Origin of the sequence: Limnomicrobium aquaticum (assembly GCF_040545545.1) — a bacterium.
In the GTDB taxonomy this organism is placed as follows: domain Bacteria; phylum Pseudomonadota; class Alphaproteobacteria; order Rhizobiales; family Rhizobiaceae; genus Ensifer_A; species Ensifer_A aquaticum.
Window position 1 is genome coordinate 361,492 of sequence record NZ_JBEPMB010000001.1, and the last position, 15,409, is coordinate 376,900.

Annotated in this window: 13 protein-coding genes and 2 pseudogenes; 5 read left to right on the top strand and 10 right to left on the bottom strand. The window is 61.0% G+C overall.

Annotation, left to right across the window (positions count from 1 at the left end; genetic code table 11):
• Positions 1 to 52 precede the first annotated feature (52 nt).
• Genes ABID16_RS01815 through ABID16_RS01830 form a run of 4 tightly spaced genes read right to left on the bottom strand, consistent with a single transcriptional unit; the run spans position 53 to position 3,843 of the window.
• Positions 53 to 1,084: a sulfate/molybdate ABC transporter ATP-binding protein gene (locus ABID16_RS01815; RefSeq protein ID WP_354554645.1), complete on the bottom strand. Its 1,032-nt coding sequence runs from the start codon at positions 1,082 to 1,084 to the stop codon at positions 53 to 55.
• 10 nt (positions 1,085 to 1,094) lie between these two features.
• The gene (cysW, locus tag ABID16_RS01820) at positions 1,095 to 1,964 is read right to left on the bottom strand and encodes a sulfate ABC transporter permease subunit CysW (RefSeq protein WP_354554646.1); all 870 of its coding nucleotides are present in this window, start codon (positions 1,962 to 1,964) and stop codon (positions 1,095 to 1,097) included.
• A complete protein-coding gene (gene cysT, locus ABID16_RS01825; protein ID WP_354554647.1) occupies positions 1,957 to 2,814 on the bottom strand; it encodes a sulfate ABC transporter permease subunit CysT in 858 nt (285 codons plus the stop codon). Before cysT ends, cysW begins: the two co-directional genes overlap by 8 nt.
• Before the next feature lie 9 nt (positions 2,815 to 2,823).
• Positions 2,824 to 3,843: a sulfate ABC transporter substrate-binding protein gene (locus tag ABID16_RS01830; protein WP_354554648.1), complete on the bottom strand. Its 1,020-nt coding sequence runs from the start codon at positions 3,841 to 3,843 to the stop codon at positions 2,824 to 2,826.
• Between the two features lie 250 nt (positions 3,844 to 4,093).
• On the opposite strand from ABID16_RS01830, the gene ABID16_RS01835 reads away from it, so the two are divergent.
• From ABID16_RS01835 to ABID16_RS01845, 3 genes are all read left to right on the top strand, one after another.
• Complete coding sequence (locus ABID16_RS01835) at positions 4,094 to 5,866, top strand: chloride channel protein (RefSeq protein WP_354554649.1); 1,773 nt, start codon at positions 4,094 to 4,096, stop codon at positions 5,864 to 5,866.
• Positions 5,867 to 5,977: 111 nt separating this feature from the next.
• Complete coding sequence (locus ABID16_RS01840; RefSeq protein ID WP_354554650.1) at positions 5,978 to 6,700, top strand: outer membrane protein; 723 nt, start codon at positions 5,978 to 5,980, stop codon at positions 6,698 to 6,700.
• A gap of 83 nt (positions 6,701 to 6,783) precedes the next feature.
• Positions 6,784 to 7,644 carry a mechanosensitive ion channel family protein gene (locus ABID16_RS01845; RefSeq protein ID WP_354554651.1) on the top strand — a complete coding sequence of 287 codons (861 nt, stop codon included), beginning with the start codon at positions 6,784 to 6,786 and terminating at the stop codon, positions 7,642 to 7,644.
• Positions 7,645 to 7,709: 65 nt separating this feature from the next.
• Here ABID16_RS01845 and ABID16_RS23615 read toward each other — a convergent pair.
• The 6 genes and pseudogenes from ABID16_RS23615 to ABID16_RS01870 all read right to left on the bottom strand — a co-directional run.
• Positions 7,710 to 7,952: pseudogene (locus ABID16_RS23615) on the bottom strand (TOBE domain-containing protein); the annotation flags it as partial.
• A gap of 83 nt (positions 7,953 to 8,035) precedes the next feature.
• Positions 8,036 to 8,774: pseudogene (locus ABID16_RS01850) on the bottom strand (ABC transporter ATP-binding protein); the annotation flags it as partial.
• 7 nt (positions 8,775 to 8,781) lie between these two features.
• Entirely contained in the window at positions 8,782 to 9,570 is a 789-nt protein-coding gene (locus ABID16_RS01855) for an ABC transporter permease (protein ID WP_354554653.1), read from the bottom strand.
• Positions 9,567 to 10,439 (bottom strand): ABC transporter permease, encoded by an 873-nt coding sequence (locus tag ABID16_RS01860; RefSeq protein WP_354554654.1) that lies wholly within the window; start codon positions 10,437 to 10,439, stop codon positions 9,567 to 9,569. Before ABID16_RS01860 ends, ABID16_RS01855 begins: the two co-directional genes overlap by 4 nt.
• Positions 10,440 to 10,531: 92 nt before the next feature.
• Positions 10,532 to 11,635, bottom strand: a complete 1,104-nt coding sequence (locus ABID16_RS01865; protein ID WP_354554655.1) for an ABC transporter substrate-binding protein — start codon at positions 11,633 to 11,635, stop codon at positions 10,532 to 10,534.
• A 101-nt stretch (positions 11,636 to 11,736) separates the two neighbouring features.
• Complete coding sequence (locus tag ABID16_RS01870) at positions 11,737 to 12,639, bottom strand: MurR/RpiR family transcriptional regulator (protein ID WP_354554656.1); 903 nt, start codon at positions 12,637 to 12,639, stop codon at positions 11,737 to 11,739.
• A gap of 262 nt (positions 12,640 to 12,901) precedes the next feature.
• Here ABID16_RS01870 and ABID16_RS01875 point away from each other — a divergent pair, with 262 nt between their 5' ends.
• Together ABID16_RS01875 and ABID16_RS01880 are read left to right on the top strand one after the other, a co-directional pair.
• Positions 12,902 to 13,720: an N-formylglutamate amidohydrolase gene (locus ABID16_RS01875; RefSeq protein WP_354554657.1), complete on the top strand. Its 819-nt coding sequence runs from the start codon at positions 12,902 to 12,904 to the stop codon at positions 13,718 to 13,720.
• Positions 13,721 to 13,768: 48 nt separating this feature from the next.
• Positions 13,769 to 15,337: an amino acid permease gene (locus tag ABID16_RS01880; RefSeq protein WP_354554658.1), complete on the top strand. Its 1,569-nt coding sequence runs from the start codon at positions 13,769 to 13,771 to the stop codon at positions 15,335 to 15,337.
• Positions 15,338 to 15,409: the final 72 nt, after the last annotated feature.

The window sequence follows — 15,409 nt, forward strand, 5'->3', positions numbered from 1 at the left end:
TCGCGGGCGCTGAAGCCGGGGTTGCCCCGGCTATATATCCCAAACCATAGTCTCAAAAGATCGCGTAGCGATGCGGCAGGAAGCGGATCAGGCTTCCCTGTTCCGCCGGCACGCCAAGCGGCAGCTCGATCTCGACCCGTTCTGCTCCTTCACCTAGACCCGCATCGATTTCGGCAATACGCGCGCCGGCAAGGCGGCGCATGGACAGGATGCGGCCTTCGAAGGCCGGGCCGTCGTCCTGCAGGACGATATCGCGCGGGCGGAAGAAGATGTGCTTCTCGCCATTGGGGGTCGATGTCCGAAGCCCCGTCGGCGCACCCTTGAAACTGACATCGCCATTGGCAACCGTCACCGGCAGCTTCGCGCTGTCGCCGACGAAGGAGAAGACGAAGGCGGATTGCGGACGGTCGTAGATATCGTCCGCCGAGCCGACCTGTTCGATCTTGCCCTGGCTCATCACGACAACGCGGTCAGCCAGTTCCAGCGCTTCTTCCTGGTCGTGGGTGACGAAGAGGGTCGTGTGGCCGGTGCGGTCGTGGAATTCGCGCAGCCATTTGCGCAGGTCCTTGCGGACCTTGGCATCCAGTGCGCCGAAGGGTTCGTCGAGCAACAGCACGCGGGGTTCAATGGCCATGGCGCGGGCGAGCGCCACGCGCTGGCGCTGACCGCCGGAGAGCTGGCCGGGATAACGGCTCTCCATGCCGGAAAGCTGAACCATGTCGATCAGCTCTTCGACACGGCGGCGGATTTCGGCCTTGGGCGGACGGTTCTCCGAGCCGCGCACGCGCAGGCCGAATGCGACGTTGTCGAACACGGTCATGTGCTTGAAGAGCGCATAATGCTGGAAGACAAAGCCGACATTGCGCTCCTGCACGCTCTTCCACGAGGCATCCTCCTCGCCGAAAAGGATGCGGCCCTGGCTTGGGAATTCGAGGCCCGCGACGAGGCGCAGCAGCGTCGTCTTGCCGGAGCCCGAGGGGCCGAGCAGCGCGATCAGCTCGCCGGAGCGGATGTTCAGCGAAACATCGTGCAGGGCCGGGAAGTCGCCGAATTCCTTGCGGATTTTGTCGATGCGGATATCCATCAATGTATTCCTATTTATGCTGGCCGTTGCCGACCTCTGCGCCGAACTTCAATTCGAGCAGCGTGCGCAGGATAAGGGTGACGAGGGCAAGGGCCGCCAGCAGCGAGGCGACGGCAAAGGCGCCATCGGTTGCATAGTCGTTATACAAGGCCTCGATCTGGAGCGGCATGGTCAAGGTCTTGCCCCGCACATGGCCTGACACGACCGAGACGGCGCCGAATTCACCCATGGCGCGGGCGTTGCAGAGCAAGACGCCATAAAGCAGCGCCCACTTGATGTTGGGCAGTGTCACCCGGATGAAAGTCTGCCAGCCGGACGCGCCGAGCGAGATCGCCGCTTCTTCGTCTGCCGTACCTTGCGCCTGCATCAGCGGGATGAGCTCGCGCGCGATGAAGGGGAAGGTCACGAAGACGGTGGCGAGGAAAATGCCGGGGAAGGCGAAGATCACGGGGAAGCCCATCGCCTTAAGCTGCGGGCCGAGGATCGTGTCCGCACCGAAGAGTAGCACGTAGACGAGACCCGAGATGACCGGTGACACCGAGAAAGGCAGGTCGATCAGGGTGGTCAGGAAGGTCTTGCCCTTGAACTCGAACTTGGCAATGGCCCAGGCGGTCGCAATGCCGAAGACAAGATTGAAGGGGACGGCGAGCGCCGCGACCGAAAGGGTGAGCCGGATCGCCGATTGGGTGTCGCTGTCGGAGAGCGTCTCCGCAAAACTGCCCCAGCCGGCCGCGAAGACGCGTCCGATGACTGTGCCGAGCGGCAGCAGGATAAACAGGGCGAGAAAGAGCGCGCAGATGCCGATCAGCAGCCACCGGACGATGGCCGGCTCGCTGATGGCGTTGCGGCCGCGATGCGGTACGGTTTTTTTCTCAGCCATGACCGAACCTCTTCTGGCTCCAGCTCTGGATGCCGTTGATCAGGAAAAGCATCAGGAAGGAGATGGCCAGCATCACGGCGGCAATGGCCGTTGCGCCGGCATAATTGAACTCTTCCAGCTTGATGACGATGAGGAGCGGCGCGATCTCCGACTTGAACGGCAGGTTGCCGGCAATGAAGATGACCGAGCCGTATTCGCCCACACCGCGGGCCAGCGCCAGCGCAAAGCCGGTGAGGATCGCCGGGATGAGCGGCGGCAGCACGACGAAAAAGATCGTCTGAAAACGGTTTGCCCCCAGCGTCGCGGAAACTTCCTCCGTTTCGCGGCTGATCTCTTCGAGCACCGGCTGCACCGTGCGCACGACAAATGGAAAGCCCACGGCGATCAGCGCGACGATGATGCCGAGCGGTGTGTAGGCCACCTGGATGCCGAGCGGGGCAAGCCATTGGCCGATGAGGCCCTTGGGCGAATAGACTGCCGTCAGCGCAATGCCGGCAACAGCCGTCGGCATGGCGAACGGCAGGTCGATCAGTGCATCGAAGATCCGGCGGCCGTAGAAGTCATAGCGCACCAGCACCCAGGCCGTCAGCGTTCCGAACACCGCGTTGGCGATGGCTGCTGCGAGAGCTGTGAGGAAACTGATCTTGAGGGCCGCGAAGACACGCGGATCCAGAACCAGTTCGTAAAGCCCGGACGGACCAAGCGCTGCCGCCCGAAGCGCGAGCGCTGCGAGCGGGATGAGGACAATCAGGGTCAGCATGGTCAACGAAAGGCCGAGCGCCATTCCAAATCCTGGAATGACGCTCGGGTGCTTCCACTGCCATCCTTGGGAGGATTGCGTCGATGCCATGTATCAGGATCACTTCGCCGGCTTGTAGAGCTGATCGAAGACGCCGCCGTCGCCGAAGAACTCGGGTTGTGCCTTCTTCCAGCCGCCGAAATCTTCAATCGTCGCGAGGTCGATCTTGGCAAAGCGGGCGACATCAGCCGGGTCTGCCTTGGACGGGTCGTTCGGACGATAGTAGTTCTTGGCGATCAGCTTCTGGGCTTCGGGCGAGTATAGATACTCGAGGTAGGCCTGGGCAACCTTGGTCGTGCCGTGGGCGTCTGCATTGCCCTTGACGAGTGCGACCGGCGGTTCAGCCTTGACCGAGATGGAAGGCGAGATGATCTCGAACTTGTCGGCGCCGAGCTCGTCGCCGGCGAGATAGGCTTCATTTTCCCAGGCGATCAGGACGTCGCCGAGGCCGCGTTCTGCGAAGGTCTGGGTCGCGCCGCGCGCGCCGGTGTCGAGAACCGGAACATGCTGGAAGAGCTTGGTGATGTAGTCGCGGATCTTGGCGTCATCGCCGCCATAGGTCTTCTTGGCCCAGGCCCAGGCAGCCAGGAAGTTCCAGCGTGCACCGCCGGACGTCTTCGGGTTCGGCGTGATGACCTGAACGCCGTCCTTGATCAGGTCGTTCCAGTCCTTGATGCCCTTCGGATTGCCCTTGCGGACGAGGAAGACGATGGTGGATGTGTAGGGCGAGCTGTTGGCCGGCAGAAGCGTCTTCCAGTCGGCGGGGATTTTCTTCGTCTTTTCGGCGATCGCGTCGATATCGGCTTCGATCGCCAGCGTCACGACATCGGCCTCGAGACCATCGATGACCGAACGGGCCTGCTTGCCCGAGCCGCCATGCGACTGGTTGATCTTGATGTCCTCGCCGCCGGTCGCCTTCCAGTGCTTGGCGAAGAGCGCGTTATACTGCTTGTAGAACTCGCGCGTCGGGTCGTAGGAAACGTTCAGGATTTCCTGTCCTGCAAAAGCCGGCAGCACGGGGCCTGCGGCAAGAGCAAGCGAAAGGACAACAAGTCCAGCTTTGAAAGATTTGAGAACCATTCCTACCTCCATCGGGTTGATGGTTAAAGTCTATAAAAGAAATAGACATAGTCAATTTGGAATTGTCCGAACGCAAAACTCATTCTCTTACGCATCTGCCGGCGAAGCGGTTGTTCCGGCAAGCGCATGATTGTTGGAACGAAGCCTGTGTGACTGTCCCTGTGGAGGGAAATATTGTTTCAGGCGTTGCCTCACCGGGAAGGGGCGTTTATAGGGGGCGCGCAGGAAGACGCATGCCGAGGAGCCTCCGGTGTCAGTGCCCTCTCAGACAGCATCCGGCCATGTTTTGAACCTCCGGGAGAAGCTCGTCCGGTTTCGCGAAATCTGGCTTCTGGGCCTCGCGGCGCTCGCCGGTGTCTTTGCGGGCGCGGTGGTGACCGCCATGAGCTGGATCACGAACCATGCGCACAGCATTCTTTTCCAGATTCCCCTGAATGAGCGGCTGAGCGGACAGGATGCGCTGGCCTCACCGTGGTTTGCTCTCGTTCCGGTCGCGGGCGGGGTCATCATGGCGGTTCTGGCGGCGTTGTCGAAGCGGCTTTTCACCCGTCCGCCGGTTGACCCGATCGAGGCCAATGCGCTGCATGGCGGGCGCATGTCGGTGCGTGAAAGTCTTATGGTTTCGCTGCAGACCATGGTGTCGAGCAGCTATGGCGCTTCTGTCGGGCTGGAGGCCGGCTATACGCAGGCGAGTTCAGGTCTGGTCTCGCATGTCGCCGGACGGCTGGGCTTGCGCCGGGCGGAAATCCGCACGCTGGTGGGTTGTGCTTCCGCCGGTGCCATCTCGGCGGCCTTCGGCGCGCCGCTGACAGGGGCGTTCTACGGGTTCGAACTGATCATCGGAACCTATACGGTGGCCGCCGTCGCGCCGGTCATGACGGCATCGCTGGCTGCCAGCCTGACGGCGAGCTGGCTGGGGGCGGAACAGAACCCCATCGAAATCGGATTGACGCAGGCGATGAGTGCGGCGGCACTCGCGCCTTATCTGTTTCTCGGTATTCTCGGGGCGCTGGCGGCCGTCACCGTCATGCAGCTGGTGACGGCGACCGAGAACCTGTTTCGCATTTCGCGCTGCCCGGTCTGGCTTCGTCCAGTCGTGGGCGGCGGCATTGTCGGGCTTTTGGGCCTGATTTCGCCGCATGTGCTCTCGTCCGGGCATGGAGCGCTGCATCTCGATCTTGTCGGGGCTGCGACGTGGCAGTTCCTGGCCGTCCTGTTTGCGCTCAAACTTCTCGCTTCAGCCGTTTCGCTCGGCTCCGGTTTCCGCGGCGGCCTGTTCTTCGCCTCCCTCTATCTCGGCGCGATCCTCGGCAAATCGGTGGCGCTGGCGCTGGGCGAGCTCGGCTTGATCCATGGTTTCTCCCCGCTCTATGCCTCGCTGGTCGGCATGGCATCGCTGGCTGTGGGAGTCGTCGGCGGGCCGCTCACCATGTCCTTTCTGGTTCTGGAGACGACGCGCGATCTCGGGATTACGGGGGCGGTGCTGGTTGCCTCCATCGTCTCGGCGGTCGTGGTGCGCGAGACGTTCGGCTATTCGTTCTCGACCTGGCGTCTGCATCTGCGCGGCGAGACCATCCGCAGCGCCCACGACGTCGGCTGGATGCGCAACCTGACGGTCGGGCGAATGATGCGTCCGGATGTGAAGACCGCGCCGCAAACCCTGTCGCTATCCGATTTCCGCAAGCAGTTTCCGCTCGGTGCCAGCCAGCGCGTGATCGCTGTCGATGCGAATGGTGGCTATGCCGGCATGGTGATCGTGGCGGATGCCTATGCGCCGGAGATCGACCAGTCAGGCAAGACGACCGTCGCCGATCTTGCACGCAACCGCGACACGATGCTCATGCCGTTCATGAACGCGCGAGAGGCTGCTCAGACGTTCCAGATCGCCTATGCCGAAGAGCTCGCGGTGGTCGACAGCCTGTCGAGCAAGAAGGTCATGGGTCTGCTGACCGAGCAGCATCTGCTGCGCCGTTACGCAGAAGAGCTGGATAAGGCGCGCCGCGATCTGACGGGTGAGGGGTGAGGCGAATTCGATAGCGCGGAATATCGACGCGCCGTCAGTTCGAATTGCTTGACGCGATGTTTCGGTTGTGTACAACTCAGAGTCATTGTTGCTGAGGATGGGGTCACGACCATGAAGTTTAATGCTTTGCCGAAAATGTCCGTTGCGGGTTTTGTAGCTCTATTGGCATGCCAACCTGCGATCGCTGGCGATGCCACACCGTCGTCCTCTGCGAACTGGTCAGGCATTTTTGTCGGAGGTTCGTTGGGCGGCGCGTGGAATCCGACCTCCTATGTCCACACAGAGACCGCAGGTGTCGGTGGACCCGCTACCAACAATGAGCGGTTTTCAACAAACGGCTCGAGTTTCCTCGGCGGGCTGCATATCGGTGCGCAGCAGCAGATCGATGCATTCGTTATTGGCGCAGAGGGAGGATACGATTTCTTCAACGCGCGCGATTCCCGCCAGACCAACCTGAACGGCATACCCCGAATCCGCGAAACCAGGCTCAATGGCATGTGGTATATAGCCGGTCGTTTGGGTTATGCCGTCGACCGGGCGCTCCCCTACGTCAAGCTGGGCTACGCCAATTCAGAACTCAACTACACCAACACGCGGATTGCTGACGGGGTTGTCGTCGGTCAATCTTCCAGCCGTGTCGGCGGGTTCCTCGTCGGGGCGGGGCTGGATTTTGCACTGACGGACAACTGGGTTGTCGGCGGGGAATACAATTTCGCAAAATTCGATGTGGGCTCCCAGCAGCAGATGCGGGCTGGCGTGCCCGTGTCTGCCTTCAACGGCTCCAATAACGTGCAGTTTCACTCGGTCACTGCGCGTCTGAGCTACAAGTTCTAATATTGCGTCCGCGGCCGCTGGAACCTTTCGCCAAAATTTGCGTATTATCATCGATTGAGATTATCAGATGAGACCCCGCAAATATGGATAGCAGGCTCCAGGACGCGTTCGACTACAGCAAGCTGGGCTATGCCCAGCTCGAAGCCCTTGCGGTGCAATATGCCTTCTCGGTAGTTGGCGCACTCCTCATTCTCATTGTCGGCTGGTTGCTGACGCGTTTCCTTGCTCGCTGGAGTCAGGTGGCGCTGGGGCAGGTGCGGGGGCTGGATGCGACGGTTGCAGGCTTCGTCTCCAACTTCCTGCGCTATGCGCTGCTCGCCATCGTCATTGTCATGGTGCTCGGGCAGTTCGGGGTACAGACGACGTCCATCGTGGCGGCGCTGGGTGCTGTCGGGCTGGCGATCGGTCTTGCGCTGCAGGGCACGCTGCAGAATATTGCTGCCGGCATCATGCTGCTGGTGCTCCGGCCGTTTCGGGTTGGCGATGCCATCGAGACCAGTTCGATTTCCGGGACGGTGCGCTTCATCGGGATTTTCACGACGGAACTGGAAACGGCGGATGGTCTCTATCGCATGACGCCGAATTCGCTGCTCTGGAATGTGCCGATCACCAATTTCAGCCGATTGCCGACGCGGCGCTTCGAACTTAACATGAAGGTCGGCTATGAGGAGGATATCGACAGCGTCAGTGCCGCGCTTCTGTCGCTTGTCGCCGAAGACGCCCGCGTCCTGAAGGCGCCGGCGCCGGAAACCTTTGTCGCGGATTTGACGGATGGTGCCGTCGTCGTGACGCTGCGCTACTGGACGACGGCGGGCGACTATTGGGCGACCAGCCGCGATGTTGTGAAACAGGTGAAAACGGCTTTTCAGGCGGCGGGCATTACCATCCCCGTGGCACCGCTCGCGGCAGAAGCGGTGCAACATGCCGGTGCGACCGGCGCATAGCAAAAGCCTGAACGGCGAACGCCCGCCTCGCGGCGGGCGTCATCTCAGACTGATTTCAAAATCTGTCAGTTCGGAATGACGAGGACGTCGGACGCCTTGAAATGCGCCGTTGCCATCTCGCCGATCTGTGGCGGCTGCAGGCCCGGATTGTTGAACATGTCGAACGAGATCTGCTGGCCTTCCACATCCATGCGGGTGCGGATGACCGAGCCGAGAAAGTTGACGCTGGTCACGCGACCATCGAGCGCCACGTCGCTAGAGGGCGACCTGGAGAGCGACAGTGCCTCCGGGCGCAGCGCCACGGTGATGGCTGCGCCGTCGCCCGAGCCGTTCAGATGCGACGGCGGGATGTTCACACTGCGGCTGCCGAGGCGGACGGTGCCGGCGGCGCGGTTTTCGACCTTGGCTTCCAGAATGTTCAGCGTGCCGACGAAGCCCGCGACGAAGCGGGTCGAGGGCCGGTTGTAGATGTCCGAGGGCGTGCCGATCTGGTCGGCGATCCCGGCATTCATGACGACAATGCGGTCTGAAATGGAGAGCGCCTCTTCCTGGTCGTGCGTCACGAAGATGGTGGTGATGCCGAGCTTGCGCTGGATCGCGCGGATTTCCTCGCGCAGCGACACGCGGATCTTGGCGTCAAGCGCGGAGAGCGGCTCGTCAAGGAGGAGAACCTTGGGCTTGTTGGCCAGAGCGCGGGCCAGCGCCACGCGCTGCTGCTGGCCGCCCGACATCTGATAGGGGTAGCGGTCGGCGAGATGACCCAGACTGATCAGGGCGAGCATTTCCTTCACACGATCTTCGATCTCCGCCTTGGAGGCACCGGCGACCTTGAGGCCGAAAGCGACGTTTTCAGCCACCGTCATGTTGGGGAAGAGGGCGTAGGCCTGGAACACCATGCCGATATTGCGCTTGTTGGGCTTGAGGCCGTTCTGGTTGATGCCGCCAATGGTGATCGTGCCGCCGGTCACGCTTTCAAAGCCGGCGATCATGCGCAGAACGGTCGTCTTGCCGCAGCCCGACGGTCCGAGGAAGGAGACGAATTCGCCTTCCTCGATCGACATGTTGAAATCGTGGACCACCTTGACGATGCCGAAGGACTTCTGGACGTGGGAGAGTTCGAGATAGGACATTTGGACCTCAACGCGCGCCAGCGGCGCCTTTTTGCAGGCGGGTGGTGATATTGATGAGAATGATCGAAATCCAGGTCATGGCAAAGGCGATCATGGCGAGCGCCGGCGGCTCATAGGCCCGGTTCGCACCGATCAGCGCGAGGTAGGGGCCGAAGGCGGGCCGGTTGAGAAGCGACGGCATCGTATACTCGCCGACGGCAATCGCGAAGGTGATGAACGCGCCGGACAGCACGCCTGTCAGCACATTGGGAAAGATGCACTTGAAAAGGATGGTCGGCCAGCTCGCCCCAAGACTTTCCGCCGCTTCGGTCAGGACCGCGACGTCGATCGTCCGCATCGCGGTATCGACCGCGCGGTACATGTAGGGCAGCGACATTGTCATGAAGCCGAAGATCAGAAGCGCGTTGGCGCCCGTATCCGTATTGGTCAGCGGCAGCCAGGACGACGAATTGTAGAGGCGCAGGTAGCCGAAGATGATGACGATGGCCGGCACGACAAGCGGCAGCAGCGTGACGAATTCCACAACGGGCCTGAGATAGGGCATGCGCAGCCGCACCCAATAGGCCGTCGGCACGATCAACAACGCGCCGATGGCGATGGTGATCAGCGCCATGACCACCGAGTAGCTGAAGGTCGAGGCGAAGCGCTCGTCGGAAAAGACCGAGCGGTAGGCGTCGAAGGAATAGGTGCCGCGCCGCATGCGCAACGAAAACTCGAACGTCGCGGCCAACGGCAGGATGAAATAGACCACGGCGACGAAGACGGCGAGCCAGGACCAGAATTTTTTGGCCGTCATTTCTGCCACCTTTCGGCGCGCATGCGCAGCCAGATATAGATGAAGTTGGAAATGCCGGTGATGACCACCATGCCGAAGGCGACCGCATAGCCGAGGTTGGGATTGTGCAGCACGTCACCGCGGATCTGTGCGAAGAGCACGATGGGGACGATGTTCAGCGAGGAGCCGGTGAGCGCCACGGCCGTTGCAACCGCGCCGAAGGCGTTCGCAAAGAGCAGCAGCAGCGTGCCGAAAACGCTCGGCCACAGGATCGGGATGACCACCATTCGCCAGTATTGCCAGGGGCTCGCGCCCAGAATGCTGGCCGCTTCCGACCATTCGCGCTTCAGACCGTCGAGCGCCGGCGTGATGATCAGCACCATGAGCGGGATCTGGAAATACATATAGGTCAGCGTCAGCCCGAGGAAGCTGAGGAGGTTGAAGCCGGTGGCGTAGAGATTGAAGCCGAAGACGTCGCGCAGGATGATGGTGACGAGGCCGAGACGGCCGAGCGTGGCGAGAAACGCAAAGGCGAGGGGAACGCCGGCGAAGTTGGAGGCCACGCCGCAGAAGGTGAGCATGGCGGAGCGAACCCAGGAGGGCAGACTACCCAGCGAGATCGCGGCGGCGATCGCAAAGCCGATGATCGCGCCGCCCAAGGCGGAGGCCGCAGAAATCTTGATGGAAATGACGTAGGCAGCAAGGATGTTCGGCTGGAACAGGTCGATGAGGTTCCGCAGCGTCAGATTGCCGTTCGGATCGAGGAACGCGCCGCTCACCAGATAAACGGTGGGCGCGATCAGGAACATGATCGCAAAGATGGCAAAGGGCGCGATGCCCAGCCAATCGGTGATCAATCGCCTGTTGAGGAGAGGTTGCGTTGCTGCCATGCGGTCCCCGGCTTTTATCTTGGCCCCTTATCGGGCCTTTTTGATCGGCTCCCCCGGTTGCCCGGGGAAGCCGTATTTTTCAGGTTCGGGCCTTACTTGACGTTGGCGCCGACGACCTTGTCCCAGCCTTCGGTGATCGTCTTCTTGTAGGCAGCCTGTTCTTCGAGCGTCGGGAAGACGGCCTTGGCATAGGCTTCAGCCGGCGGCAGCTTGGCCAGAAGTTCGGCCGGGATCTTGCCGGCCTTTGCCATGGCGTTGAAGCGGATCGGGTGGCAGAAGCCCTTCAGCCATTCGATCTGGCCTTCGTCCGAATAGAGATATTCCATCCAGAGCTTGGCAGCGTTCGGGTGCGGGGCGAAAGCGGAGATCGCCTGGACGTAAACACCGGCGACGACGCCCGAAGCCGGAACGACGACCTGGTAGGGCGGGTTGCCCTTGAGGCTTTCGCCCCAGCTCATGGCGTTATAGTCCCATGCGGCGATGATCGGCGTGGTCCCTTGAGCGAACGGAGCGGCCTTGCCGATAACCGGAACGAAGTTGCCGGCGGCGTTCAGGCCCTTGAAGAACTCGAGACCGGCGTCGCCAGCCTTGGCAACGTCGCCGTTCGAAGCGGAAAGGCCAGCGGCGAAGACGCCGGAAATGGCCTGGTTTGCCTGACGCGGGTCACCGGCAAGGGCAACCATGTTGGCATATTCCGGCTTCTGCAGGTCGGCCCAGTCCTTCGGAATGTTCTTCACGAGGTCCTTGTTCACCAGCAGCGACATGACGCCGTAATAATCGCCGTACCAGTAGCCTTCGGCATCCTTGGCGTTGTCCGGGATTTCACCCCAGGTGGAGACCTTGTACGGCTGGATCAGGCCGTCCTTCTTGGCCTGCGGGCCGAAGGAGAGACCGACGTCGATGACGTCCGGAGCCTGCGGGCCGGTATTGCCCTTGTTGGCCTTGATGGCTTCGATTTCGTCGCCTGAACCGGCATCCGGGTTCAGTTCGTTGACGGCAATGCCGTACTTCTTCTTGAAGCCTTCGATGGCGCCGCCGTAATTGCACCAGTCATGCGGAAGCGCGATCGTGGTCAGCGTGCCTTCCTTCTTGGCTGCGGCAACGAGATCTTCCATGGCGCCGGCCTGGGCGACGCCAGACGCTGCAATGGCAATCGCCGTCGTCAGCGACAGGACTTTGAGAGACGTCTCGATCATGTTCTTCTCCTCTTGGATGCCGGCGGTCTGCCCGCACGGTTGTCGGTCGAATATTGGTTATGCATAACGTTTGTGTGACAGGCTGAAAGCCTGCGCTTCGATCAGGTCTGCTGCTTCCCCCGCTTTTCTCGTCTGATAGGTCTCCTGAACAGGCTGGTGGTGTCGAAAAGCTCTTCCAGATCGCTCATGCGTTCGCGCGTCGAATCCCAGTTGGCGCTCTGCACCGCCTCGATCAGGGCCTCCACGAGCACCAGGGTCATGACGGAGGAGTCCCAGGCGGAGGGCACTTCGATGTTGAGGCGGAAAACGACCTTGGCATGCTTGACGATGGGCGAGCCCCAGGTGTCGGTGAAGAGGATGATGAAGATGCCGCGCTCGGCAGCGATCTTCGCCATCGTTTCCATTTCCTGCTCGTAGCGGCGGATGTCGAAGAGCACGAGGATGTTGCCCGGCCGCATGTTGAGCACGTATTGCGGCCATGTGCTGCGATTGGTCGAAATGAGCGTTACGCCGGAGCGAATGACCTGCAGATGCGTGAAGAAATAGTCCGCGAGCGCATGCGTGATGCGGCCGCCGGCGAGATAAACGGGCTTCTTCCGGTTCGACAGTTCGGACGCCGCCCGGTCGAAATCCGGGATTGACATGTGGGCGAGGCTGTCGCGCATGTTGGCGACGACCGCATCGGCGAAGCGGTTCAGAATATGCGTGCCCGGTGCGTCGGCCGCCCAGCGATCATGTTTGGAAATCGGGTTGGAAATGGTTTCTTCCAGTTCCTGGTGCAGGCGCGACTGGAAATCTGGAAAGCCGGAGAAGCCGAGCTTCTGGACCATGCGCACGACGGTGGGTGTCGACACCCGCGCGTTCTCCGCCAGCGCCGTGATCGAAACGAGGCCGGAGACGGGATAGTTGTCGAGAAGCGTTTCCGCCAATTGCCTCTCGGCCCGCGTGAGCGTGTCATAGCTCGCGCCGATGATGTCCGAAACTGTTTTCAAGTTTCCGGTCACAGATCAGTTCACCCTCTGGCGAAGCGTGCCGCAATCGAATGCGTGCCGGTCCCCACCGTTTTCTTTTCATCTTCGTTGGCGCAACCTCGGTCTGGACCTTGATGAACGCCTTCGGTCGGTCTGTCGCCGACATTGTCACAATTCTATCCGCAGTAACCCAGCCCGAGTCAACGCGCATTTTTTTGAAAAGATAATTTCAGAAGCGAATTGACATCGATCTTTTTTTGAAGAACATTTTTCAGAATTGGGGTTCTGGGATTTGATGATGCGCAAGTGGGAATGCGTTCTTTCTCCGGATGAGGGCGATCCGGTCGGTATCGAGCGAGAGAGGGGTCTGGGGCCCTTCGTGATCGTGTGCGAACACGCGTCTTCCACCCTTCCGCGCGCCATGGGCGACATGGGTCTCAGCGATGAAGCGCGGAATTCGCATATCGCCTGGGATCCGGGTGCGCTTGCGGTTGCGCGGCTGCTTTCCGCCCGTTTCGACAGCCCGCTCGTCTTCCAGAAGTTTTCCCGCCTTGTCTACGACTGCAATCGCCCGCCCGAGTCTCCGGCTTCTATGCCGATGAAGAGCGAGATTTACTCGGTTCCCGCAAATGAGGCTGTCGATGGGGCCGAGCGGCTTGCCCGGACGCAGGCACTCTACCGGCCGTTTCATTCGGCCGTCTCGGCGCTGATCGATCAGCGGACCTGCGGCGGGCTTGCAACTTCGGTGATCACTGTTCACAGTTTCACGCCTGTCTATTTCGGCAAGCCGCGTACCGTGGAAGTCGGCATCCTGCACGATGCCGATACCCGGTTTGCCGACGGAATACTCGCTGCGACGGCTGGAGATCGTCGCCATGACGTGCGTCGAAACGAGCCTTACGGTCCGGCCGATGGCGTGACGCACAGTCTCATCCTTCACGGAATTTCCCGCGGAATTCCCAATGTCATGATCGAGGTCAGGAATGACCTCATCGCGGATGAAGCCGGCCAAGGGGTCATGGCCGGATACCTGGCGGAGCTGATCGCGCAGGCGATCGGCCAACAGGACAACAATAACAAGACCTTCGTGAATGTCAGAAGCCACAAAAACTGAACTGGACGACATTGGCGTCGGTACGGCGCAAACAGGGGAACTGAAGCGATGAGTAACTATTCAGACTCAGACAAGAAACAGGATCTCGCGATCCTGCATTCGATGGGCTATGCCCAGGAACTGGAACGGCGGATGAGTTCGTTTTCGAACTTCGCCATTTCCTTCTCGATCATCTGCATCCTGTCGGGCGGCATCAACTCGCTCGCGCAGGCAACAGCCGGAGCGGGCGGGGCGGCGATCGGTCTCGGCTGGCCGCTTGGCTGCGCGATTTCTGCAGTCTTCGCGCTCGCCATGGCGCAGATTTCTTCGGCCTATCCGACGGCCGGCGGCCTCTATCACTGGGGTTCCATCCTCGGTAACCGCTTCACCGGCTGGGTGACGGCTTGGTTCAACCTGCTCGGTCTCGTCACGGTTCTGGGCGCCATCAACGCCGGCACCTGGGGCTTCTTCTCAGGCTCCATCGGACCGTGGCTCGGCATCAATGTCGATGCGACGACCTCGGCCGGCTTTGCCAACCAGATCATCTTCGTGGCGCTGATCACAGCGGTTCAGGCGCTGATCAACCATTTCGGCATCAAGCTGACGGCGAAGCTCACAGACATGTCGGGCTATTTGATTTTCATCACCGCAATCGCACTGACGCTGGTCTGCTTCTTCGGCGCGGCGCATTGGGATTTCAGCCGGTTGTGGACCTTCACCAACTATTCAGGCCAGCCGGACGCTTCTGCCGTCTGGCCGAAGAGCGACAGCATCTGGTACATCTTCGCGCTCGGCCTGCTGCTGCCGATCTACACGATCACCGGCTATGACGCCTCTGCTCATACCTCGGAGGAAACCGTCAAGGCGGCCGAATCCGTGCCGCGCGGCATGGTTTCATCGGTCTGGTGGTCCGCCTTCTTCGGCTACATCATGCTCATCGCCTTCCTGCTCGCCATCCCGAACATGGATGATGCGGCCAAGCAGGGCTGGAACGTCTTCTTCTGGACCATGGACAGCGTTGCAAACCCGGTCGTGAAGAACATTCTCTATGTCGCGATCTTCATTTCGCAGTTCCTGTGCGGTCTTGCGACCGTGACATCCGTGTCGCGCATGATCTATGCGTTCTCGCGTGATGGCGGCCTGCCGATGTCGAAGGCACTTGCAAGTGTCAGCCGAAAGTTCCGTACGCCATCGACCGCAATCTGGGTCGGCAGCGCACTGTCCGTTCTCTTCGTATGGGGCGCTTCGCTGGTCGAGATTGCCGGTTCGACGGCCTACACGATCGTCGTGTCGTGCACGGTCATCTTCCTGTTCCTCTCCTTCGCCATCCCGATCGCGCTCGGCATCTTTGCCATCGGCACGAAGAAGTGGCCGGCGATGGGACCGTGGAACATGGGGGCCGGTTTGTACAAGCTGGTCGCGGTGCTCGCGGTGATCGCGATGGTCGTGATCTTCGTCATCGGCGTGCAGCCGCCGAACCAGTATGCCGCCTATATCACGGTCGGCTTCCTGATCCTGACGGGCATCGTCTGGCTGGCGTTTGAAAACAAACGCTTCAAGGGCCCGCCGATCGGCGAGGAAGTGGCCAAGCGCCAGGCGGAAATTGCCGCCGCTGAACACGCTGTCGGCGAATCCTGACCGGGCCTGCAGACACCTGCGCTCCGGCTATCGCTGGCCGGAGCGCCTTCGACAAATCAATAAAGACAAAAC